This window comes from Streptomyces scopuliridis (assembly GCF_042790125.1).
In the GTDB taxonomy this organism is placed as follows: domain Bacteria; phylum Actinomycetota; class Actinomycetes; order Streptomycetales; family Streptomycetaceae; genus Streptomyces; species Streptomyces scopuliridis_A.
This window is the reverse complement of the sequence record NZ_JBHTZS010000003.1, coordinates 345,814-369,136: the sequence shown is the minus strand read 5'-3', so window position 1 is coordinate 369,136 and position 23,323 is coordinate 345,814. Positions and strand designations below refer to the sequence as shown.

General features: G+C 70.2%; 20 protein-coding genes. 8 read left to right on the top strand and 12 right to left on the bottom strand.

Annotated features, from left to right (window positions below):
* Positions 1-29: 29 nt before the first annotated feature.
* The 7 genes from ACFRKB_RS06205 to ACFRKB_RS06175 form a co-directional block, all read right to left on the bottom strand.
* Positions 30-1,133, bottom strand: a complete 1,104-nt coding sequence (locus ACFRKB_RS06205) for a beta-ketoacyl synthase N-terminal-like domain-containing protein (RefSeq protein ID WP_383103710.1) — start codon at positions 1,131-1,133, stop codon at positions 30-32.
* Between the two features lie 27 nt (positions 1,134-1,160).
* Positions 1,161-2,201 (bottom strand): thioesterase family protein, encoded by a 1,041-nt coding sequence (locus ACFRKB_RS06200; protein ID WP_383103709.1) that lies wholly within the window; start codon positions 2,199-2,201, stop codon positions 1,161-1,163.
* Between the two features lie 5 nt (positions 2,202-2,206).
* Positions 2,207-3,070: an alpha/beta fold hydrolase gene (locus ACFRKB_RS06195; protein WP_383103708.1), complete on the bottom strand. Its 864-nt coding sequence runs from the start codon at positions 3,068-3,070 to the stop codon at positions 2,207-2,209.
* Positions 3,067-4,029, bottom strand: coding sequence for a beta-ketoacyl synthase N-terminal-like domain-containing protein (locus ACFRKB_RS06190; protein WP_383103707.1), 963 nt, complete (start codon positions 4,027-4,029; stop codon positions 3,067-3,069). The genes ACFRKB_RS06195 and ACFRKB_RS06190 overlap by 4 nt, the downstream gene beginning before the upstream one ends.
* Positions 4,026-5,162, bottom strand: coding sequence for a beta-ketoacyl-[acyl-carrier-protein] synthase family protein (locus ACFRKB_RS06185; RefSeq protein ID WP_383103705.1), 1,137 nt, complete (start codon positions 5,160-5,162; stop codon positions 4,026-4,028). Before ACFRKB_RS06185 ends, ACFRKB_RS06190 begins: the two co-directional genes overlap by 4 nt.
* Positions 5,159-6,415, bottom strand: coding sequence for a beta-ketoacyl-[acyl-carrier-protein] synthase family protein (locus tag ACFRKB_RS06180; RefSeq protein WP_383103704.1), 1,257 nt, complete (start codon positions 6,413-6,415; stop codon positions 5,159-5,161). Before ACFRKB_RS06180 ends, ACFRKB_RS06185 begins: the two co-directional genes overlap by 4 nt.
* 62 nt (positions 6,416-6,477) lie before the next feature.
* The gene (locus ACFRKB_RS06175) at positions 6,478-6,729 is read right to left on the bottom strand and encodes an acyl carrier protein (RefSeq protein WP_365975057.1); all 252 of its coding nucleotides are present in this window, start codon (positions 6,727-6,729) and stop codon (positions 6,478-6,480) included.
* A gap of 361 nt (positions 6,730-7,090) precedes the next feature.
* Here ACFRKB_RS06175 and ACFRKB_RS06170 point away from each other — a divergent pair, with 361 nt between their 5' ends.
* Together ACFRKB_RS06170 and ACFRKB_RS06165 are read left to right on the top strand one after the other, a co-directional pair.
* On the top strand, positions 7,091-8,308 hold the full coding sequence (locus tag ACFRKB_RS06170) for a cytochrome P450 family protein (protein ID WP_383103703.1): 1,218 nt from the start codon (positions 7,091-7,093) through the stop codon (positions 8,306-8,308).
* 193 nt (positions 8,309-8,501) lie between these two features.
* Complete coding sequence (locus tag ACFRKB_RS06165) at positions 8,502-8,723, top strand: MbtH family protein (RefSeq protein WP_365975059.1); 222 nt, start codon at positions 8,502-8,504, stop codon at positions 8,721-8,723.
* 102 nt (positions 8,724-8,825) lie between these two features.
* Here ACFRKB_RS06165 and ACFRKB_RS06160 read toward each other — a convergent pair whose 3' ends face one another.
* Positions 8,826-9,020 (bottom strand): ferredoxin, encoded by a 195-nt coding sequence (locus ACFRKB_RS06160; RefSeq protein ID WP_383103701.1) that lies wholly within the window; start codon positions 9,018-9,020, stop codon positions 8,826-8,828.
* Positions 9,021-9,120: 100 nt separating this feature from the next.
* On the bottom strand, positions 9,121-10,041 hold the full coding sequence (locus ACFRKB_RS06155) for an ACP S-malonyltransferase (RefSeq protein WP_383103700.1): 921 nt from the start codon (positions 10,039-10,041) through the stop codon (positions 9,121-9,123).
* A gap of 442 nt (positions 10,042-10,483) precedes the next feature.
* On the opposite strand from ACFRKB_RS06155, the gene ACFRKB_RS06150 reads away from it, so the two are divergent.
* Positions 10,484-11,188 (top strand): helix-turn-helix transcriptional regulator, encoded by a 705-nt coding sequence (locus ACFRKB_RS06150; RefSeq protein ID WP_383103699.1) that lies wholly within the window; start codon positions 10,484-10,486, stop codon positions 11,186-11,188.
* 37 nt (positions 11,189-11,225) lie between these two features.
* On the opposite strand, the gene ACFRKB_RS06145 is transcribed toward ACFRKB_RS06150, so the two are convergent.
* The 3 genes from ACFRKB_RS06145 to ACFRKB_RS06135 form a co-directional block, all read right to left on the bottom strand.
* On the bottom strand, positions 11,226-12,008 hold the full coding sequence (locus ACFRKB_RS06145) for a polyprenyl synthetase family protein (RefSeq protein WP_383103698.1): 783 nt from the start codon (positions 12,006-12,008) through the stop codon (positions 11,226-11,228).
* Between the two features lie 176 nt (positions 12,009-12,184).
* On the bottom strand, positions 12,185-13,162 hold the full coding sequence (locus tag ACFRKB_RS06140) for a helix-turn-helix transcriptional regulator (RefSeq protein ID WP_383103696.1): 978 nt from the start codon (positions 13,160-13,162) through the stop codon (positions 12,185-12,187).
* 465 nt (positions 13,163-13,627) lie between these two features.
* Positions 13,628-15,466: a glycosyl hydrolase family 28-related protein gene (locus tag ACFRKB_RS06135; protein ID WP_383103695.1), complete on the bottom strand. Its 1,839-nt coding sequence runs from the start codon at positions 15,464-15,466 to the stop codon at positions 13,628-13,630.
* 524 nt (positions 15,467-15,990) lie between these two features.
* Here ACFRKB_RS06135 and ACFRKB_RS06130 point away from each other — a divergent pair.
* The 5 genes from ACFRKB_RS06130 (at position 15,991) to ACFRKB_RS06110 (ending at position 23,321) form a co-directional block, all read left to right on the top strand.
* Positions 15,991-17,091 (top strand): Gfo/Idh/MocA family protein, encoded by a 1,101-nt coding sequence (locus ACFRKB_RS06130; RefSeq protein WP_383103694.1) that lies wholly within the window; start codon positions 15,991-15,993, stop codon positions 17,089-17,091.
* A gap of 68 nt (positions 17,092-17,159) precedes the next feature.
* Complete coding sequence (locus tag ACFRKB_RS06125; protein ID WP_383103693.1) at positions 17,160-20,192, top strand: alpha-mannosidase; 3,033 nt, start codon at positions 17,160-17,162, stop codon at positions 20,190-20,192.
* A 135-nt stretch (positions 20,193-20,327) separates the two neighbouring features.
* A complete protein-coding gene (locus ACFRKB_RS06120) occupies positions 20,328-21,284 on the top strand; it encodes a hydroxyacid dehydrogenase (protein WP_383103691.1) in 957 nt (318 codons plus the stop codon).
* 124 nt (positions 21,285-21,408) lie between these two features.
* A complete protein-coding gene (locus ACFRKB_RS06115; RefSeq protein ID WP_383103690.1) occupies positions 21,409-22,380 on the top strand; it encodes an ABC transporter permease in 972 nt (323 codons plus the stop codon).
* On the top strand, positions 22,377-23,321 hold the full coding sequence (locus ACFRKB_RS06110) for a carbohydrate ABC transporter permease (protein WP_383103688.1): 945 nt from the start codon (positions 22,377-22,379) through the stop codon (positions 23,319-23,321). The genes ACFRKB_RS06115 and ACFRKB_RS06110 overlap by 4 nt, the downstream gene beginning before the upstream one ends.
* Positions 23,322-23,323 lie beyond the last annotated feature (2 nt).

Sequence of the window (23,323 nt, the reverse complement as noted above, 5' to 3'; positions counted from 1 at the left end):
CGAGCCGGTGAACCTTTCCGGCCACAGCACTAGCGCAGCCGCAGCAGCGCGCAGCCGGTCCCGCCGTCGCGCTCGACCGCGGTGACGACCGCCACCCGGCCGGCGACATCGGGCCTGCGCTCGGCGACCGCGAGCACGGAGGCGATCTGCAGGCTCGCCGACGCGGCCGACGCGTCCCCGAACAACGTGGTGTTCCGCGGCTCTTCGAGAACCCGCGGGCCGAACATCCCGGTGAGCACCGCGCGTTCCTGCTCGCCGAGCGAGCCTGTCGCGCCGCACGGGGCGGCGGCCCACACCTGCGACGGGTCGACCCCGGCACGGTCCATGGCGCGGCGCAGGCAGGAGCCGAGCACCGTCGCCGGCCCGTCCGCGCCGAACACACCGCTCTCGACGGCGAGCACTTCCGCCAGCACATGGTGGGCGTCGACACCCTCCGCGGGCTCCAGCAGCAGCATGCCGGCGCCCTCTCCGAGCAGCGCCGGGGTCTCCTCCGCTCCTCTGGCATGCCATTCGAGCCAGGCACGCTCGTCGGAGTACTCCTCCGCGGAACCGCACAGCACCGCCTTGGCGCGGCCGGCGCCCAGCAGTCTGCGCGCGTAGTTCAGCGCGAGCAGGCCGGCCAGCCGTCCCCCGGCGATGGTGGCGTTCGGCCCCTTGATCCGGTGCCAGATCGCGCACTGGCCGGCGGCGCAGTTCATCACCGTGTTGGGCATCTGCGCCGGGTCGACGAAATAGGGCTGCTCGCCGGTGAGCGAGTCGCGGGTGAAGTCCATCATGCTCTGCGCGCTGCCGGTGGTGGTGCCGAGGACGATGGCCCCGCGCTCGCCGGTCGCCACCTCGCGGTTGCGCTCGGCGTCGGCGAGCAGAGCACCGACGGCGCTGACCGCGAGCCCCGTCACCCGGTCCATCGACCGGGTGCCTTTGCGGCCCAGCACCGCGCGCGGGCTGAAACCGGGCACCAGCCTGGCCCGCTCGTCGGGTACGTGCCACTGGTCGCGATCGATGGGGACGGCCGTCTCGGTGCCTTCGCGCAGTCCGTCGGCGAACGCGGAACGGCCCATTCCGAACGGGGACACGGCCGACCATGCCGTGATCACCGGCGCCCCGACGGCGCCTGTGGTGCGGCTGCTCATGACAACAGCTCCTTCCGGCCGGGCCGGTCAGTGGGCGGTGAGGTTCTTGCCGCTCAGCGCGGCCAGTACCTCCTCGTCGAAGGTGACGAGGGACCAGTCGCGCTCCGGTGACTCCTTGGTGACGTAACCGTGGGTGATGTGTCCGGTGGCGACCTGCACCAGCGCGCCGTCGCGGACCACGTAGCAGTCCATCCGGGCGGTGAACAGGATGGCCTTGAAGACGTCCTCGATCGTGAAGACGGTGTACAGCTCGTCCTCGATGCGCACTTCGTCGGTGAGCCGGAGGTCGCACTTGGTCACCACCGGGATCCAGCTGCGCTCGTCGAGCATGCGGCGGATGGCGATGCCCCGGTCCGCGACGAACAGGTGCAGCACCTCCTCCATCTGCCGCAGGAAGCCGGACATCTGCATGTGGCTGGTGAAGTGGCAGTAGAAGTAGGGCACCCGCCACTTCCAGCCGAAGGCGTTGTCGTCGCCGATGATCTCGGCCAGCACCGGGTCGCCGGAGCGCGTGGTGACGCCGCGCTGCGCGGACAGGTCGATGTTGTCCACCGGCACCGCGGCGATCTTCCCCGGCGTCGCCCGGCCCAGTCGCGGGACCACATAACGGGTCAGGCGCCCCGGCACCGGCTTCGGGTTCTCCACGTGCTCGATCGCCCGCAGCGCGACCTCGAACGTGGTGGTGACCGCCTTGCGGGGAGCGCCGTCGCGCTGCACGGTGGCGGTGATCTTGAACCGCAGCCGTGTGTCGGTGTCCCTGGTGACCGGCTTGACCTCGACGGCGACGGCGTCGTCCAGCATGAGGACGGTGTGCAGCCGGGTGTCCACGGAGACCACGTCGAGCCCGACGCCGTACTCGACGTACAGGGTGGTGGCCCCCAGGCCGGCCGCGCGGAAGTGCTCCAGGACGGCGGCCTCGATCAGGTAGTGCACCTGCTTGAACCCGATGGTGGTGCTGATGTTGCCGCCCTCGTAGGACGGGCGCAGTGTGACGTGGCTGGTGACGTCGAAGAAGTCGGTCAGCGCCTGTTCGGTGAGTTCCGGGGTGTGGCTGATGGGTGACGTCATCGTGCTCAGGCTCCTCGTAGGTCGAGCGGCTTGGTCGGCGACTGCTGGTTCGGCCCGCTGATCGAACCGGCGAACTCGCCCAGGGCGGCGGAGAAGGCGTCCACCTGCTCCACCATCGGGAAGTGCCCGGCGCCGGCGATGAGCCGGCAGCGTGCGTGGGGAAGGTCGGCGGTGAGCGCCATGCTCTCGGCGGAGCGGGCGATGGCGTCGCCTTCCCCGCTGATGACCAGGGTGGGAACGGTGATCAGATCGGTGCGCAGCCAGGGCGTGCGCAGGTAGCTGCGGAAGAAGCTCAGATAGCCGTAGGGGCCGACCCGTTCGCAGACCCGCCGCGCCATGTCGTGGCGCAGCGAGGGATCGAGCCGGGGACCGGCCATCACCCGGATCCCCTCGTCCATCGTGCTGCGGAAGTTGTCCAGCAACTCGCCGACGACGCCGTACTCGAAGCACTCCGGATCACGCCGGTAGAACGGGGAGACGAGCACCAGCGCGTCGATGCCGTAGCGCCTGAACGGGTCGCGGCCCCGGGCGAGTTCGTCGCTGAGCAGATTCAGCAGCAGCACCGCGGAGAAGGAGTGCGCGACCACCATGCCGACGCCGCCGGGGACCTGGTCGAGCGCGTCCGCGATCGCCCAGCCGGCGTCCGGCCCGTAGGCCCAGTCCGGCGGCTGCCCGCCGCTCCAGGGCAGTTCGGCGGTCCACAGGTCCGTACCGCCGGCATCGCTCCCGGCCAACGGCTCCCAGACCGAGGGGCTGTTGGCCAGGCCGTGCAGCAGAAGCGCCCGCGGGCCTTCCGTGGGCCGCCTGTGGCGCACCGTGCGCTCCGCGCCACGGGGCGCGTCCACCGCATCCGGCCGCTCGGGACTCACCGGGGGTCTCCAGGGGCGAGCAGGAGGAGCCCCGCGACTCCGTCGTCCTCACGGCCGGCCAGGGCGTAGAACGGGCCCGCCTCTCCCGCGTCGAACCGGGCGGTCGCGGCGGCGCACTGCACGACTCCCAGCGCGCCGGAGAGCGAGCCCCAGACGTCGGGCATCGCGTGCCGGGGGACGCCGGGGAGCAGTCCGGCGGGCAGTTCGGTGTCGCCGGCGATTTCCGGAACGTACCAGCCGCCCGGGGTGTCGGGGCCGAGACGGCCGAGCCGATGGACGCACTCCCCGACCCCGCCGGCGCGCGCGTAACCGCCGAGCCGGGCGGCGGCCCTGGCGCCACGCGCCCTGGCGGTCTCCGCCCGCTCCAGGACGACCGCGACGGCCCCGTCCACGATCCGGTCGGCGCCGACGAGCTTGCGCACCGTCTCATGGTCCGGCTCGACCCCGACGACCAGAATCTGCTCGGCCCGCCCCGATCGCAGCATGCTCGCGGCCCAGTGCAGCGCGTCCAGCCCGGAGGCGTCGCCGTTGCACACGGTCAGGTTCGGGCCGCGCAGTCCGAACCGGATGGCGATCTCGGAGGCGATGATGTTGCTGGAGGCGTTGGGGCTGTCCATCGGGCTGGTGCCGCGCGTCGTCTCCGCCGCGATGGTGGTGACCACCCGGCAGATGGTCTCGACATTGCCGTAGTTGCAGGCCACCACCACGCCGATACGGTCACCGGCGGCCCGGGGACCGTCCTCGTCCCGCAGCCCGGCGTCGCGCAGCCCGGCGAGGGCCGCGCTCAGTCCGAGCCGGGTGGCGCGGTCCTTGTACTTCAGGCCCTTCTTGCCGAGAAGGGCGGCCGGGTCGACGGGCTCCGCCGAGGGGGCAGGCCCGGTCACCAGATCCCCCGCGTCCGCCACGCCGGGCAGGGCCGGCCCGACACCGCTCACCACGATCTGCGCGAACTCACTCATCGGACCGCCTCCACGATGGCAACCGCGTTCAGCCCGCCGAAGCCGAAACCGTTGATCTGGGCCACGTCGATGTGTCCGGTGGCCGCGGTGGTGTGCACCAGCCTCAGCCCCCGCACCTCCTCGGTGGGCTCGTCGAGCTCGGTCACCGGCGGGATCCGTCCCGTCGACATGGCCTGCAGGGCTGTGATGAGGCTCAGCACCCCGGCCGACCCGGCGGTGTGCCCGGTCATCGACTTGACGGCGGTCACCAGCGGTACGTTCGCGTGCTCGCCGAAGACGTCGCACATGGCCCGGACCTCGACCTCGTCATTGAGCGGGGTACCGGTGCCGTGCAGCATGACCAGGTCCACGTTGGCCGGCTTCACCCCGGCACGCTCGTGCGCCTGCCTGATGGCGGCCGCCACCCCGGCCCGGTCGGGCGCGGTGGTGTGGTACGCGTCGCAGTTGACGCCGACCGAGCGCACCCGGCCGTAGATCCCGCGGTGGCCGTCCGGCTCGCGGCTCAGCACGATCGCGCCCGCGCCCTCGCCGAGGATGGTGCCCTTGCGGTTGACGTCGAAGGGTCTCAGCCGGCCCGGCGGCTGCAACTGGAAGGCGTCGGTCAGGCCGAACATGCTCTCGGTGATCGAGTCGGCGCCCGCCACGATCACGTGCTCCGCCGCACCGGACTCCAACTGGTCGACGGCGAGGGCGAGTGCGTACAGCGAGGCGGAGCAGGCGTTGGAGAACGTGTGCGTGTTCACCGCGCCGAACCGCTCGCGCAGCGCGGTGCCGAAGTGCATCCGCTCCGCCCCGAACTCGGCGCCGTCGCGCCACCACAGCTCCAGCGAGCGCAGCTCCCGCAGACCGGTGCCGATCAGCACCGGCACCTCGCTGAGGTCCTCACCGAGTCCGGCGTCCCGGGCCGCCTGGCCGACCGCGTCGAGCAGGAACCGGGTCGCCCGGCCCGGCGCGTCCACCCCCGGCGCCGGCCGGTCGTCGATCTCGAAGAGGTGGCCGGCCTTGAACTTCGCCGGGTCGAAGCCGCGGAGCGGAGCGAGTCCGCCGCGACCGGCGCACAGGCTGTCGAACAGCTCGGCCGGGTCGCGGCCGATGCTCGCGAGCGCGCCGATACCGGTGATGGGCCAGCTCATGACGCCTGCTCCTCGTACTTGGAGAGGATCACCACGGCGTTGTTGCCGCCGAAGGCCATTCCGTTGTTCTGCACGATCCTCAGGGGCGCGTCGACCGCGTGGTTGGGCACGCAGTCGATCTCGCACTCGGGATCGGTCTCCCGGTGGTTGATGGTCGGTGGGATGAACTCGCCCACGATCGCGAGCGCGCAGGCGATCGCCGCGAGCGCGCTGGCGGCGCCCATGGTGTGGCCGAGCATGGACTTGAGCGAGACGGTACGCGGCGCCACCGCACCGTAGACGTCGCGTACGGCACGGGTCTCGGTGACGTCGTTGGCCTTGGTCCCGGTTCCGTGCGCGGAGATCAGATCGACCTCGGCCGGCTTCACACCGGCGTTGTCCAGGGCCAGTTCCATACACCGGGCGATACTGCTCTGGTCGGGTGCGACCGGGTGCTCGGCATCGCAGTTGAGCCCGTATCCGAGGACCTCGGCGTAGATGGTGGCACCGCGGCGCAGCGCCGAATCCAGGCTCTCCAGGACGAGTACGCCGGCGCCCTCACCGGTCAGGATGCCCTTGCGGTCCTTGTCGAACGGCCGGCAGCAGTCCGGCGCGATGGTGCCGAGCCGGTAGAACCCGGCGAAGGTCTTGCGGCACATCGCGTCCGCGCCGCCGCACAGGGCGAACTCGGCCTCGCCGGTGCGCACCGCGTCGAAGCCGTACCCGATGGCGTAGTTGCCCGCGGCGCACGCGGTGGGGATGGTGACCGCCTCGACGTCGTGCAGCCGCAGTTCGTGCGCGACGGACGTGGCCAGCCGGCTGGGCGCCACCCGCCGTACCACCACCGGATCCATCTTCTCGGGTCCGTGCGTGATCTCGGTCTCGACCAGGCGGTCGAGGTCGTGCGATTCGCCATCGGTGGTGCCGATGGAGATCAGACCGCGCCGCTCTCGCAGTTCCTCCTCGTCGAGGCCGGCGTGGTCGATGGCCATCCTGGCCGCGGCCACCGAGAAGCGGGTGGCGGGGCCGAGTTCGTCGATGTCGAGGTTACGGATCCACTCGCGGGGCTCGAATCCGACCAGCTCACATCCATTGGCGTGGGCGAAGCCCTCGGTCTCGAACCTGGTGATCGGCTTGGCGCCGCTGCGCCCGGCCCGTAGCCCCTCGGCGAACTCGACCGCTCCCACACCGATGCTGGAGAAGACTCCGAAGCCGGTCAGGACCACACGATGCGCTGGTGGCGCCGACCCCTTGCTGGTTTCCGTTGCAGGCATGGTCTCTCCGTCCGGTTTCGGTCGTCTGTGTCCTGACGGTGCGGCGAACCGCGCGGCCCTGGCTACTTGGCGGCGGCCTCGGCGACGACCTCTTCGACGCCCTGGAGGTGGACCATGCGGCCCAGTTCGGTCTGGTCGATGACCACGTGGAACTGCTTCTCCAAGGCGGCGAGAATCTCGATCGCACGCAGCGAGTCGGCACCGTGTTCCTCTTTGAACAGGCTTGTCTCGGTGACTTCGTCCTCCTCCAGTTCGAGGATGTCGCAGACGATTTCCTTGATTATCTCGGTCCTGTTCTCGGCAGAAGTCGTCATGTCGCTGCTCACTCCTCTTCCCCTGTGGCTGTGCCATCGTCCCGGACGGGCCGTGCACCGGTTGACGAGGAAATCATCAATGTGCGCGGCAGGCATTCCTCCCGCCGCACCGATGATTTTCCTTTTGAATTCGGGGCGTCCTGATCACGCGCCTCGGCGAAGGTAGCCGAGGTGAACCGGCGTTCACCAGGCCAGTACGAAGAATTTGAACCAGAAGGCGAGCCGCAGGGCCTCCGCACGCGCGCATCGAAATTTCCACATCAGTGCTGACGGCCGGCGCCCGCGGTGTCAGGCTGGTGGGCCGGACGTGCCCCGCGAGCGGTGCGGACGCCTCACCGGACAACCGCGAGGAGAGCATCGAGTGACAGCCTGCGGAGCACTTTCGAAGTACTGGATGTTCAGTGACGAGTACACCCAGAACCCGTATCCGACCTTCTCCCTGTTGCGCGCGGAACACCCCGTGACCATGGTGCAGACGCCCGACGGGGCCCGCGCCTGGGTGATCACCCGGTACGACGACGTCCGCGAGGCGCTGGCCGACCCCCGGCTGAGCCGGGACATCGGAAAGCTGTACGAGGCCCTCGGCCGGCAGATCGGCAAGGAGTTGAAGCCCGCCGACGAGATCACCAACCACCTGGCCAACTCCGACCCCCCTCGCCACACCCCGCTGCGCAAGGCGCTGGTGTTCGCCTTCACGCCCAAGCGCGTCGCGAATCTGCGCCCCGGCCTGGAGAAGGTCGTCGACCAGCTGCTCGACGAGCTGGCCGCGCGCGAGCAGCCGGATCTGGTGGAGAGTCTCACCGAACCGCTGCCCATCATCGGGATCGCCCAGCTCCTGGGCGTTCCGGCCGCGGACTGGCGGCAGTTCAACGTCTGGTCGAAGACCATGCGGAGCACCGACGCGACCGATCCGACCGGCATCCTGGCCCAGCACACCCGCGAACTCTCCGCGTACATGGCCGATCTGATCGCGGAGAAGTCACGGCGCCCGACCGACGACCTCATCTCCGCGATGGTGCACGCCGAGGGCGACAAGCTGCTGGCCCCCAAGGAGATACTCTCCACGGCGTTCGCGCTGATGACCGGTGGCAACGAAACGACCACGTCGCTGATGACCGGCTGCTTCGCCGCGCTGCTCGCCCACCCCGAGCAGGGCGAACGGCTCAAGGCCGACCCCGGCCGGATCCCGCACGTGGTCGACGAGTTGATCCGCTTCTCCAGCCCCATGCTGTACGCCCTGCAACGGCTGACCCTGGAGGACGTGGAGATCGCCGGCACCACGATTCCGGCCGGTGAGATCGTGATGCTCTCGCCGGCGAGCGCCAACCACGATCCCGACGCCTTCCCGGACCGGCCGGACGACCTGGACATCGACCGGCCGAAGCCGGCGCACCTCACCTTCGGCCACGGCATCCACTACTGCATCGGTACACATCTGGCCCGGGCGCAGGCGGAGATCTCGATGCGGCGCGTCTTCGAGCGCTTCCCGGACATCCGTCTCGCCGTGCGCCCTTCGGAGCTGCGCTACCAGCCCGCCCTGCTCGTGCGGGCGCCGGCCGCGCTGCCCGTCAAGCTCTGAAAAGCCCCGGCCGCTTCACCCACCGAAATACGCTTGTTCCGGGAGTTCAGGAATCGCCGATATAGAAGATTCGCCGACCAATTCTTCTGGACATCTCGCCGTTCCGCCTGATCTGCTGGACCCGTGGCGCACCGTGATCGACTGTCCGCCGCGGATCCGGCGCCGGTTCGCATCGTAGGATGGAGAAGGAGATATGAGTACCAATCCTTTCGAGGACAACGACGCCGACTACTACGTGCTGGTGAACGACGAAGGCCAGCATTCGCTGTGGCCGGCCTTCGCCGAGGTTCCGGCCGGCTGGACGGTCGTACACGGCCAGGACAGCAAAGAGGCGTGCCTGGAGTACGTGAACAAGAACTGGACCGATATGCGTCCGCTCAGCCTCGTGCGTGAAATGGAGGCGGCCGGAAAGTAGGCGATGGCCGAGCGCCGGTCCGGGCGGGAGCGCGAACGCGACGACCGCACGGACCGGCGCTTCGCCGTTCGCCGTACGGGACCCCGGTGGCCACGATCCGCTTCACTCCTCCACCCGTATGGCCACGGCCGGGCAGAGGGCGGCGGCCTGCCGGACCTCGTCCGCCAGGCCGACGGGTGGGTTGTTGTCGAGCAGGACGACGATGCCGTCCTCCTCCCGCTGGTCGAACACCTCGGCGGCGGCCAGCACGCACTGGCCGGAGGCGACGCACGTGTCCTGGTCGGCGAAGACCTTCATGGCTTGCTCCTCAGCGATATGACGGGGCACCGGGCGAGGGACCGCCTCGTCCGGTGCCGTGGACGAACACGTGCGGGGTGCGCCCCGTCCGGTGACGGCGTCAGCGCACGGCGTCGGGCCGGTCGAAGGAGACGGTGTCGACGTCCGGGGCGATCCGCTTGATCAGACCGGCCAGTGTCCGGCCGGGCCCGAGTTCCAGCAGGCGCCGGCAGCCCAGCGTCCCGGTCAGTGTGTGTACGCTGCGCTCCCACTGGACGGGCGAGACGAGCTGACGTACGGCCAGTGCGGGCCAGTCGGCGTCCCCGGCGTACGGTTCGCCGTCGACGTTCGCCACGACCGGCAGCCGGCCCGGCGCGAACCTCACCTTCCGCAGCACGGCGGGCAGTTGACCGGCCGCCGGTTCCATCAGCGGGCTGTGGAAAGCGCCGCCCACGGCTACGCGGATGAGCTTGGCACCGGCCTCGGGAGCCTGGCCGGCGACGTACTCGATGGCCGCCTCCGTGCCCGAGAGGACGATCTGACCGGGGCCGTTGACGTTGGCCACCCACACGGCGTGGCCCTCGGCCGCCGCCTTGGCGACCAGTTCCTCGGCCTCGGCGAGCCCGGCCCGTACCAGCACGCCCATGGTTCCCTCCCGCCCGGCCGCGGCCTCGCGCATCGCCCGGCCGCGTGCGGTCACCAGGGCGACGCCGTCGGCCAGTTCGAGGATCCCCGCGGCGGTCAGTGCGGCGTACTCGCCCAGGCTGTGACCGGCGCAGGCCACGGCGTCCGTGAGGAGTCCCGCCCGCTCGGCCTCGGCATGGGCCATCATCGCCACGGAGTAGACGGCGATCTGCGCCAGGTCGGTGCGCCGCAGCCGCTCGCCGGACGTGCGCAGCAGCAACTCCTCGACGTCCGTGCCGGAGTGCTCGGAGATCTCCTCCACGAGCCGCCAGGAGGCGGTCTCACGCCAGGGTTCGCCCATGCCTTCGCGCTGCGTGCCCTGCCCGGGGAACACCAGGCCGATCCGCGACGGACTCATAGCTGCCACCTTCCACGGTATCCGCCCACAGCGGAGGACACGACTGACCGTGCGGTCCCCATGCCTAGTGGGCTGTGCGCGGGTGGGGCAAGCCGCTTTCAGGAAGCTGCCAGTCGGAGTGCGCACCGCCCGCCCGGACGGCCGTGCGTATCCATGTGCCCGCCGCCGCTGCCCGCGCCCATGCGTGCCTGTCACCAGGCGGCCACAGAACATGATTCCGCATGACGGGCTGTCATATCATCACTCCACCGGGTGAGGGCAGCGCAACTTCCTGCCATCCGGAGCGACAGGTCATGAGCGCTCCGGCACGCTACTCGGGTGCCGTCCGGAAGTCCCGCGCGAACGCTTTGGAACGTTCCACTTCCGGAATCTTCACGTGACTCCGGGGGTAGTGTTGATCGATCACGCGACGGCTTGGAGCGTCTCCGGCTCCGCCGATGAGATGGAAAACAACCTGGCGCGCATCCAGCAGCTCATCGAGATGACCATGTCGGCTCATCGCCGCAGAACGTCCGTCGTCCCGTTCACAGGCTGCTCCGGGGAGTCGATGGCAGCCGCCGCCGAGCGGCTGATCCCGGCCGCCAAGGGCGACGTGGCCGTGATGATCAGCGGCAACGGCGGGGAGGCCCACGCCCTCTACGCGGCGATCGGCCGGGCGGCCCCCCGTATCCGGACCGGTACCACACTGCGCCTGCTCTGCCCGGCGCGGCTGCCGGCCGGAACGCCGCATCGGCCGGACTGCGAGGTCCGGGTGACCGCGGCGCCGCTCCAGGAGGCCGTCATCCTCGGCGGCCGGCTCGTCCTGGCCCACACGGACTCGGGGGACGGAGCCCCACAAGCCGCCGTCATCCGGATCCCGTTGGTGGTGCGGGCCCTGGAGTCACTGTTCGCCGCGGCATGGACCGCCGCCGTACCGCTCGACGCCCATCTGCGGCTGGGCCCCCGCGCTCATGCCGAGACCAGCCGCCGCGTCCTGGAGCACCTGCGGTCCGGCAGCACCGACGACGTCGCGGCGCGCGAGCTGAACGTGTCACTGCGGACCTACCGGCGACATGTCGCCGAGATCATGCGCGGCCTCGGCGCGAGTTCCCGGTTCCAGGCGGGTGTGCGAGCCATCGAACTGGGGCTGCTGCCACCGCTGGAATGACAACTGCCCGGGACCGGAACGGCGCCTCCTCGGCACGTCAGGCCGCTCCGGTGGGGACGGAGTCGCAGAGCGAGTCCAGAGCCTCCCGGGCCGGGTTGTCCGGCAGGCGTACCAGTACCTCCCGAGCCCGTGCCGGACAGCCGTCCACGGCGGCGGTACCCAGCAGCTCCCCGAACTCGCCGAGATCGCGTACGACATACCGCGGCGCGCCTGCTTGAAGGGCCCCGATGCTCAGCGCCATGGAGAACAGCGCCGCGGTCCTCCCGGCGGCCTCGACGCGATGCTCGACCGCGTCGGTGCCGGGGCCCGGCGCCGTCGCCTTCCGGCTCCGCCCCAGCACGAGCCGTTCGGCGGTCCCGGCGTGCAGCCGCACCGCCTCGGGCCCCAGCCCGACGGCGATCCGGGCCGCCTGGCCGAGCAGCCAGTCGCCGGCCAGAACCGCCAGGCGGTTGCCCCACAGCGCGTTGGCGCTGGGGACTCCGTGCCGGACCGGAGCGCGGTCCATGACATCGACGTGGTGGAGGGAGGCGGTGTGGACGAGTTCGGCGACGGCCCCCGCGTCGGCGGCGCCCTCGGCCCCGCCGGGGCCGAACTCGCTGCCCAGCAACGCCAGGAGCGGGCGGAGGCGCTCGCCGTCGGCGGCCAGCAGGTGACCGACGATCCCGGCCATCCTCGGGTCGGCCACCCGGGCCGTGCATGCCTCCAGCCGCTCTTCCACCCGGCCCAGGCCGCGCCCCAGCCGGCGCTCCAGCTCCGGGTCGGACACCGCCGGCGGGAAGACCGCCGGGAGTACGGGTACGGGGGCCTTCGCCTCGGTCATCGTGTCCTCCCGCCGCGGTCCGCGGGCCCCGGTCCAGGGCCTCGGCGGCCGAGCTTACGGACGGGTGGTTCACGGCCCGCGCGCGGAGCGGTCATCCCGTCAGCAAGCTGACAGCGCGGCGCGCCCGGCCCACACCGCTGTCAGCTTGCTGACGCGAAGTTGCCGGACGGGCGCTGTCACGCGGTGCGACCGTTCGACAGGGCGATGCCGGGGCCGACGGCCGGCTGCGGCCTTCCGGCGCACAACTGGGCCGGGCACAGCCGCTGCACGGCCCGGAGACTGTCCGGAAAGTAGTCGTAGTCCGGCGGTGGTGCGCACCCGCATCTCGCCCGGCCCGGCGGGGACCATCCGCGCGACGCGTCGGGCACCGGAGGGATGCCGGTGAGCAAGCCCAGCTCGGCCGCGCGCACGCCTGCCTGAAAACGGGACTTGGCATCGAGGAGTTCCATGATGGTCGCGATGTGCCGACGGTAGGTGCGCACCGAGATGGAGAGTTTGCGGGACGCCACCTCGTCGGTGGCACCGGTACGGAGGTAGTGGAGGATCTGCTGGACGAGTTCGACGCGGGTGTGCTCGCCTAAGCCGATCCAGGCGTTGACATCGACCGCCTGCTTCCAGACGGTGCCGAAGAGGTTGTGGATGACCTGTGTCTCGGGCGACACCCGCAGCACGCACGCCTGGCGCTCGCCCGCCATCTCCGCGCAGACCAGCGCCGACCGGCCATCGGCGATGACGGCGTCCATGCGCGGGATCCGGGCGACGCGCACGGCGTTGGGGTGCCCGTACCGGGCCAGTTCCTCCACCAGGTCGCGGTCGAGAGTGGCCTGTACGCAGAGGATCCGCGCCCGCACGGAGCCTCGGCGTTCCCGCAGCACTTCGCGCAGCACCGCGTAGGTGCGCGCGGCGTAGGCCGGCTCGGCGACCACGGCGTCGACGGCGCGTGCGGCCCCGTGGGCGAGTTGTTCACTCGCGGCCAGTATCTCGCCGGCGACCGGCTTCAGCACGGTGGTGAGCTGCTTACGGGATGATCTTCGCCGATGCTTCGCCACTGTCGCGCGGACCAGGGACTGGACCTCGAGAAGGGCTCTCTCGATATCGTCCTCCTGCCCCCGCACCGGCACTTCCCCGTCCGTTCCCCCGTGGCTGTGCCGCATCCCCCGGGCCAATTCCTCCATCAAGATGTTTCATCCCGTCTCGGTTCTGGCCTGTTGTGCCACGCACGTGCGTGCCGGACCGCCTGGCGGCTGGGCTCGAACGCCGGTTGGGGGAGCGACGTTCTTGCCTCGTGTGTTCTGGCCTGGTGGGTGTGGCTTGAACATGAACGCTGGAACGCTAAGCGATCACTTGTTCGCAGGTCAATGCCCCAGTCAGGCGAAGAAAAGCAGGCACCAGGTACACCACGGGAGGCATTGGGGCATCCCTTCCCACCTCTCCGCGGGGCGCGCTCGCGTGCCCGAAATCGCGCAGCGTGACATCGGCCTCGTTCTCACCGAAGCGTCACCAACGCAAAACGCCCGGCCGGGAAACCCCGGCCGAGCGCCTCACCAAGCTCCTGATCACCGCCAGTTGATCACCTTTGTCGTCACATTCCCTGGAATTCGCCGTCAGGCCGGGGAATTTCAGCCAGTGATCTTGAAAGTGGACGCCGAGTCGTTCTGGGTCGCGACCTGCCCCGGGCGCAGGTTCCGCACCTGGTTACCCGTGAAGGACCCGGTGCCGGTGACTCCCGAGGTGATCCAGATTCCCCCGGTCGCCGGACCGTCGATCGTATTGTTCCGCAGGGTCACGGTGACCCGCGTCCGGTCGATGTAGAGGCCCGCACGGAGGGCCCCGCGCAGGACGTTGTCGGTCAGGGTGACGTTCGTGTAGGCGTCCGGATACTGCGAGGTGCTCGGGGGAGAGCTGATCCGCACACCGTGCCGGACGCCGTTCCAGCCGCCGCCTCCGAGCAGGACGTTCCCGCTGACCGTGGCGGACTCCAGGGGGTGTCCCGAATCGCCGTACACGCCGATGTCCAGGGCGCTGTTCGACGACACACTGTTCACCAGGTTGTTCCTCATCTCGATGTTTCGCCCGCCGGCGATCCGGAGACCGTTGGCCCACCAGGGGGCGATCGCCGTGTTGTTCAGGACCTTCGCACCGATCAGCTGGCCGTTGGTCCCGGCGGCGCCGGAGTCGGAGTAGACCGCGAAGGAGTCGTCGCCGGTGCCCCGGGCGAAGTTGTTCTGGACCGTGATGTTGAGACCGAGTTTGTCGGGATTCCTGGTATTGCCGTTGTTGATATTGAATCCGTCACCGTAGGTGTCCGCGGTCCGGCTGTTCCGGATGGTGCCACCCGTGCCCGACAGCCAATTGGCATCGATGTGCCGCGTCCAGATCCGCTCGACCTGCCACCCGCCGGCACCGCTGGCGTTGATTCCGTAGTCCGAACCGCCGGTGCCGCCGACTCCCCGCCAGATGGCGTTCGTATCGATCTGGAGATCCGTGACGGTGCTGCCCGAGCCCACCAGTATCTGCGAGCGCCATGAGTTGGCCGGAAGGGGAACCTTGCGATAGAGCGTGGTGTACCACATACCGGCCCCCTGCACCTTCACACCGGTGAAGTCCAGCGGCTTGGAAACCAGGCTGTTCGTCAGATACTTGCCCCGCGGGATCCACACCGACTTCCCCTGCTGCCGGGCGGCGTTCACCGTGTCCTGGATGGCGACCGTCGAATCCTTCGAGAAGTCCGGATCCGCGCCATAACTCACGACCGAGAGCGAATTGGCCGGTTGGGCCAGTGCGGCCCCGACGTTCTCCAGATCGATGGAGTCGATGTCGTAGACGGCAGCCGTGTTGGCGGCGTCCTTCCTGAGCATGATGGTGCTGCCCGGGGCGATGGGAGCGCCCGTGACCCAGACGGGGAATTCGTTGTAGAAGTGGTAGGGGTCCCCGCCCGCGTTGGGGTCGTCCGGGTTCGTGGTCGCGTTGCGATAGTTCCACGCCTGCTGGGAGCTCAGCGTGATCGCCTGGCGGAACGCACCGTTCACATACAGGTTCAGCGACGCGGTGATGCCGCCGCCTTCCGGTGCGTCAGGAATCGATGCGCGGACCACGAGGGTATTGGCGTTCTTGCCGGTGTTGTTCGGTATCGTCACCGACCCACCGGTGCCGCTCAGTTCGACGAACGCGTAGCCCGAGGCCTCGGACTCCAGAGAGGCCGCGGTCGGCGCCGGGTCCCCCGGCTTGATGGAGCGAACCGTGGCGCCGCCGCCGAGCCGGCCGGACTCGGCTTCGACCGTCACGAAGGGCGTGGTGGCACCGGCCGCGGCAACCGCCTTCGCGGTGGCCCCCGGTCCCCCTTCCCTCGTTGCCACTTCCGCGTGGACCTCGGCGCCTGGAACGACGAACAGAGCGCCGGCGGCCAGCGTCGCGATGCCCGAGAGCCACAGTGAGACTCGTCGGATTCTCCGGTGCATGTGTCACCTCTTGAATGGATGGACAACGGGTCTTGATCGGTCTGACGACAGGGGGGATCAACGGACCGCGAGCAGGCGAGCAGGCGCTCGCCCGAGGCGCCCGGGATGCGCACCCTCGGTGGGTACGTGCGCTGGAGGTGGGGGGCAGGTGCGGCTGACGGCGTGACCGCGCCGTCATGTAATTCCATCGAGTTGCGTTAGTCAATACGTTCGGCAGCTCGAACACGGTCGCCGCACATAGGGAGGGTTTCGCGGCGATCGCCGCCCTTACCGCCTCACCGTGCGGGGCAGTCGTCACGCACCCCTTCCCCAGGTTCGTCCAACATATTGACAAACCTCGGTACCGGTTCATACGTTCAGATCACAGTCGGCGGATCGCAGCCGGCTCGCCTCGGTCCGAGCGGACGTAGCCGCTCCCCCGGCCTGTCGGCCGACCTCACCCGACCCCGATCGCCGCACTCCGCCGTGCGGTGCCGATGGGAGCGCGAACCACCTTGACCAGCGACAACCGGAAGGGGACTGCTGTGGGCGAGCCGGTGAAGCCGTTGCGCATCGGCATCGTGGGCGCGGGAAAGATCAGCGGCGCCTACCTCTCGACGCTGCGGAATCTGACGTCCGTGCGGCTGACCGCCGTCACCGACCTCGACCGGAGCCGCGCGCGGGCCGTCGCGGAACAGGCGCGCGCCGGGGATGAAGTCGCCGTGCTGCCGTCCGTGGCCGCCCTGGTGGCCAGGGACGACGTGGACGCCGTTCTCAACCTCACGATTCCGGCCGCGCACGCGGACGTCGCCCTGGCGGCACTCCGCGCGGGCAAGCACGTATACGGCGAGAAGCCCCTCGCGGCCGGCCGCCAGGAGGCCGATGCCGTGCTGGCGGCGGCGCGCGCGGCGGGACTGCGGGTCGGCTGCGCGCCCGACACCGTCCTCGGCTCCGGGACCCAGACCGCGCGCAAGGCGGTGGACGACGGCCTGATCGGTACGCCCGTGGCGGCCACCGCCTTCATGACCGGCGCGGGCCACGAGAAGTGGCACCCGGACCCGGAGTTCTACTACCGGCCCGGCGGCGGCCCGCTGCTCGACATGGGGCCGTACTACCTGTCGGCCCTGGTCCACCTGCTCGGCCCGGTGGCCCGGGTGACCGGAGCGTCCTCCCGGCCGCGTGCGCGGCGGACCATCGGCAGCGGTCCCCGCGCGGGACACACCTTCCCGGTGGAGGTGGACACCCACATCACCGGCGTCCTGGAACACACCGGAGGCGCCCTGTCCACCCTCGTCATGAGCTTCGACGTCCGTGCCGCGCGGCTGCCGCGCATCGAGGTGCACGGCACTGATGCCTCGCTGTCCGTGCCCGACCCGAACAACTTCGACGGCGCCGTGGAGATCCACCGCGGTGACGGCTGGGAAACCCTGCCCCCGTCCGCCGGCTACCCGGGCGCCGGGCGGGGCACCGGCCTCGCCGATCTGGCCGAGGCCCTGTCCGAGGGACGTCCGCACCGCGCGTCGGCGGAACTCGCCGCGCACGTCCTGGACACCATGCTCACCCTCGTCGACGCGGCGAACCAGGGCCGCGCACTCCCGGTGACAAGCACCTGCGAGCGCCCCGCCCCGGTGGTCCCGGCCGACTGATCAGCACCGCGTCCGGCCACCCACTCCCGACCGCCCCCACACGCTCGCCGCAACAGGAGATCCCCTTCATGCATGACGACCGGAAGCTGGTCGAAGCACGTCTGGAACGCGTCCTCAGGGAACGCATCCGGCCGGCTGTCCACCCCGTCACCACACCCCTGGCCGTGGAGATATGGTCCACCGCGGGCGAACCCGTCCCCGTGGCCGCGGGGCTGGCGGCACCGACCGTCCCCATCGCCCCCGGCACACCGTGGGGCCTGCCCTGGGGGACCAGCTGGTTCCAGGTCACCGGCACCGTGCCCGCCGAGTGGTCGGGCCGTACCGTCGAGGCCGTACTCGACCTCGGCTTCACCCCGCGGACCCCGGGTTTCCAGTGCGAGGGCCTCGTCTACCGGCCCGACGGCACCCCGGTCAAGGGACTCCACCCGCGCAACGCGTACGTCCGCGTCGGCTCACCGGTGACCGGCGGGGAGCGGGTCCACTGGCGGATCGAGGCCGCCTCCAACCCCGACCTCGACGCCGGCGGGGTGCCGTTCCAGCCGACACCGATGGGCGACAAGGCGACGGCGGGCGAAGCTCCCCAGTACGTGCTCGGCGAGATGCGGCTGGCCGTCTTCGACGAGACGGTGTGGAACCTGGTCATGGACCTGGAAGTCCTCGGCGAGCTCATGGCGGAGCTGCCCCTCGACGGGGCACGCCGCTGGGAGATCCTGCGCGCGGTCGGCCGCGCCCTGGACGCGGTCGACCTCCAGGACGTGAACGGCACGGCCCGGGCGGCGCGTGACGAACTCGCCGGTGTGCTCGCCGCGCCCGCCGCCCCCGCGGCGCACCGCGTCAGTGCCGTCGGGCATGCCCACATCGACTCCGCGTGGCTGTGGCCGCTGCGCGAGACGGTCCGCAAGGTGGCCCGTACGGCGTCGAACATGACGGCGCTCCTCGACGAGGAGCCCGACTTCGTCTTCACCATGTCGCAGGCCCAGCAGTTCGCCTGGATCAAGGAGCACCGGCCCGAGGTGTACGCGCGGGTCAGAAAGGCCGTCGCGGACGGCAGGTTCGTACCCGTCGGCGGGATGTGGGTGGAGTCCGACACCAACATGCCGGGGTCCGAGGCGATGGCCCGCCAGTTCGTCCATGGCAAACGCTTCTTCCTGGAGGAGTTCGGCATCGAGAGCGACGAGGCGTGGCTGCCGGACACCTTCGGCTTCGCGGCGGGTCTGCCGCAGATCATCCGGGCCGCCGGCGCCACACGACTGCTCACCCAGAAGATCTCGTGGAGCCGGACCAACACCTTCCCGCACCACACGTTCTCCTGGGAGGGCATCGACGGCACCCGCGTCTTCACCCACTTCCCGCCCGTCGACTCGTACAACTGCGAGATGACGGGCCGGCAGATCGCCCACGCGGCACGTAACTTCAAGGAGAAGGGCCTCGCCACCCGCTCCCTCGCGCCGACCGGTTACGGGGACGGCGGGGGTGGGACCACGCGCGAGATGGTCGCCAAGGCGGCCAGGATGCGCGGTCTGGAGGGCGCGGCGAGAGTGGAGTGGGAGGCGCCCGCCGACTTCTTCGCCAAGGCCGAGGCCGAATACCCCGACCCGCCCGTGTGGGTCGGGGAGCTGTACCTCGAACTGCACCGCGCCACACTCACCAGCCAGGCGGGGACCAAGCGCGGCAACCGGCGCAGCGAGTCGCTGCTCACGGAGGCCGAGCTGTGGGCCGCCACAGCGGCGGCGCGCACCGGCATGCCGTATCCCTACGAGGAGTTGGACCGGATCTGGAAAACGGTGCTCCTGCACCAGTTCCATGACATCCTGCCCGGCTCGTCGATCGCCTGGGTGCACCGCGAGGCACGCGAGACGTACGCGCGGCTCGCCGGGGAGCTGGAGGGCATCATCGCCGGTGCGCAGCGTGCGCTCGCCGGTGACGCGTCGGGCGGTCACGAGCTGGTGTTCAACCCGGCTCCGCACGCCCGCTGTTCGGTCCCGGCCGGGGGCGCCTCGGCCCGGACCGCGCAGGGCGACGCGGTGCCTCCCGTCCCACGCGAGGGCGGCGGGTACGTCCTCGACAACGGCCTGCTGCGGGTCGAGATCGACGGACGCGGCCTCGTGGTCTCCGCGTACGACCGCGTCGCGGACCGGGAGGCGGTCGCACCCGGGCAGGCGGCCAACCTGCTCCAGCTGCATCCCGACTTCCCCAACCAGTGGGACGCGTGGGACGTCGACGCCTTCTACCGGAACGTCGGCAGCGACCTCACCGACGTGGCCCGGCTGGGTGTCGAGGGCACCTCGGTGCGCGTCGAGCGGATCTTCGGGGCGTCCCGTGTCACTCAGCTTCTGTCGGTTCCGGCGGACGCCAAGCGGCTCGACATCGACACCGAAGTGGACTGGCACGAGACCGAGCGTTTCCTGAAGCTGGCCTTCCCGCTGGACGTGAAGGCCGATCGGTACGCCTCCGAGACGCAGTTCGGCCATGTGTACCGGCCCACCCACCAGAACACGAGCTGGGAGTGGGCCAAGTTCGAGGCGTGCAACCACCGTTTCGTGCATGTCGACGAGCCGGGCTGGGGCGTCGCGGTCGTCAACGACGCGACCTACGGCCATGACGTGACCCGCTCGGTACGCACCGGGACCGCCGCGGGCACGACGACCACCGTGCGCGCGTCGCTGCTGCGCGCCCCCCGCTACCCGGATCCCGAGACCGACCAGGGCGTCCACCGGTTCCGGCACGCACTGGTGCCGGGTGCGACGATCGGCGACGCCGTCCGCGAGGGCCACCGGGCCAACCTGCCCGAGCGCCGGGTCACCGGATCCGTCGCGGCGGTCGCGCCGCTGGTGACCGTGGACCATGACGCCGTCGTGGTCAGTGCCGTGAAGCTGGCCGACGACCGCAGCGGCGACCTGGTGGTACGCCTCTACGAGGCACACGGAGGCCGGGCCCGCGCCACCGTCCGCGTCGACGGCTTCGCCACCGGCCGAGCCGTCCCCACGGATCTGCTGGAACGCCCGCTCCCGGACGCCGAGCCACCGACGGCGGCCGACGGCGGTGTCGTACTCGCCCTGCGCCCCTTCCAGATGGTGACCCTCCGCCTGCCGCGCGCCTGACGACGTGCCGCACCGGGACGGCGGCCGAACGACGCGCAGCAGTGCGGACAAGCAGACAACAGTACGTAGCGAAAGAGGCCCCTTCTCATGACAGCCAGAGCCGAACATCCCGAACGCCCGAGGGCGGTATGCGTCATGAATCCCGGTACCGCGGAGCTCGTACTCCCCGAGGACCAGCGCGCCCGGCTCTCCTCACTGGTCCGGCTCGCCCCCGACCGCTCCGGAGCCCAGCTGGGAGCCGCGCTCGCCGACGCGGAGATCCTGGTCAGCGGCTGGGGCTGTCCCCGCCTGACGGCCGACGTCCTGGCGGGGGCACCCCACCTGCGCGCCGTGATGCACGCCGCCGGCACCGTCAAGCCGATCGTCAGCGAGGCGGTCTGGGAACGCGGGATCGTCGTGTCCTCGGCGGCCGACGCCAACGCCGGCCCCGTCGCCTCCTGCACCGTCGCGCTCATCACGCTCGCCGCGCGCCGGACGCTGACGACGGCGGCCCGCTACGCCGACGGATGGCCGGACTTCGCCGACCGTTCGGGCGCCGACGGACTCACGGTCGGGATCATCGGCGCCTCGCGCATCGGGCGCCGGGTCATCGCCGAACTGGGCAGGTCCGACGCGGGTTTCCGGGTGCTGCTGAGCGATCCGTACCTCACGGACGAGGAGGCACGCCGACTCGGCGCCGAGCGGGTCGGACTCGCCGGTCTCTGCGCACGGTCGGCGGTGGTCAGCGTCCATGCCCCGCTCCTGCCCGAGACCACGGGCCTGCTCGACGCCACGATGCTCGCGCTCATCCCCGACGGTGGCGCGCTCGTCAACACCGCCCGAGGGGCCATCGTCGACACGGACGCGCTGACAGCCGAATGCGCCTCCGGCCGGCTGGAGGCGTACCTCGATGTGACGGCCCCCGAACCCCTGCCGCCCGGCCACCCGCTGCTGTCACTGCCGAATGTGCTGGTCACCCCGCACATAGCCGGCGCACAGGGAAGCGAGGTACGACGGCTCGGGCAGTACGCGGTGGCCGAGGTGGCCCGGTGGGTGGCGGGTGAGCCGCTGCTCGGCGAGGTCACCAGGGAAGCGCTCCCGCGCCTCGCCTGACGGGCAGCGCGAGCACATACGCCGGAACAGACAAGGAGGCCGGACCGCCGCTCTCACCTCCGCATGACTTGCTGACCCGGGAGTGGCCGACGACGCCCGCCTCCCGGTGAAAGGGCTACACATCATGACAACGCTCGACCAACCCGCCGCCCGCCCCGCCGAGAAGGCCGGGCAGGCGGACAAGGGCCGGCTGCCGCGGCCACGCCGCCGCCGGGACATGGCCCTGTTCTGGTTCCTGATACCGGGCATCGTGGTACTGCTCCTCTTCCACTACATCCCGCTGCTGGGCAACATCATCGCGTTCCAGGACTACCAGCCGTTCATCGGCATCATGCACAGCCCCTGGAGCGGGCTGGACAACTTCGACGTCATCTTCAACGGCGACGACCAGTTCCTCAAGGCGCTGGTCAACACCCTGGAACTCACCCTGATCCAGGTCGTGTTCGTCTTCCCGGTGCCCATCGTGCTGGCGCTCGCGCTGAACAGCCTGGTCAGCGAGCGGATCAAGAAGTGGGTGCAGAACGTCCTGTACCTGCCGCACTTCCTGTCCTGGGTGGTCATCGTCGCCCTCTTCCAGCAGATGCTGGGCGGCACCGGCATGCTCAACCTGTTCCTGCAGGCCCAGGACTTGGGTACCTGGAACATCATCGGCAACCCCGACTTCTTCAAGACGCTCATCACCTCCCAGGTGATCTGGAAGGACGCCGGCTGGGGCACCATCCTCTTCCTGGCGGCCCTCTCCCGCGTCGACAGCAACCTGTACGAGGCCTCCGCCATGGATGGCGCCAGCCGCTTCCGGCAGACCTGGCACGTCACCCTGCCCGCCCTGCGCGGCCTGGTGATCCTGCTGCTCATCCTCCGCCTCGGCGACGCCCTGTCCGTCGGCTTCGAGCAGATCCTGCTGCAGCAGACCGCCGTCGGCCTGGACAGTAGTGAGGTGCTGGACACGTACGTCTTCAACAACGGCATCATCGGCGGGCAGTGGGGCGTGGCCGCCGCCGTCGGCCTGGTCAAGGGCGTGATCGGGATCCTGCTTGTGCTGGGCGCCAACAAGGTCGCCCATCTCTTCGGCGAAGAAGGTGTCTACCGGTCATGACAACGCTGTCTCCCACCCGCCCCGTACGCGGCGGCAAGCCGCGCAGGTCCTACAGCGCCATCCCCGGCGAGAGCCCGGGCACCCCGCCGTGGCGCGCCCTGAAGTCGCTGCTTCTGCTGGTCTGTGTGCTCCTGGTCGTGCTGCCCTTCCTGGCGATCGTCTCGACCTCCATCGCCGCCCCCGACCAGCTCACCAAGGCCGGTGGCTTCGTCCTGTGGCCCGACAGCCCGACCTTCGAGTCGTACAAGGCGCTGCTCTCCGGCGGCCTGGTGTCACAGGCCATGATGGTGAGCGTCGGGGTCACCGTGGCGGGCACCGCTCTCAGCCTCGCCACCTCCGTCATGCTGGCGTACGGGCTGAGCCGGCCCGGCTCCTTCGGGCACAAGCCGGTGCTGATGCTGCTGCTGATGTCCCTGCTGTTCGTGCCGGGTGTCATCCCGACCTATCTGATGGTCAAGCAGCTCGGCCTGATCAACAGCTACTGGTCGCTGATCCTGCCCACCATGGTCAACGCGTTCAACGTGATCGTGCTGCGCTCCTTCTTCATGAGCCTGCCCCGCGAGCTGATCGACGCCGCTCGCATCGACGGCGCGTCGGAGTGGTCCATCCTCACCAAGATCGTGATGCCGCTGTCCAAGGCGTCCATCGGGGTCATCGGCCTCTTCTACGCCGTGACGTACTGGAACGCCTTCTTCAACGCCCTGCTGTTCATGAACGACGCCTCCAAGTGGCCCATGCAGCTCGTGCTGCGCACCTACGTCGTCAACAACTCCGCACTCAGCGGCGGCCAGATCGACGTCGCCGCCGGGGCACCGGTGCCGCCCGCCCAGTCGCTGCAGGCGGCGATCCTCGTACTGTCGATCGTGCCGATCGTGCTCGTCTACCCCTTCGTTCAGCGCCACATGAACAAGGGCGTCATGATCGGAGCGGTGAAGGGATGACC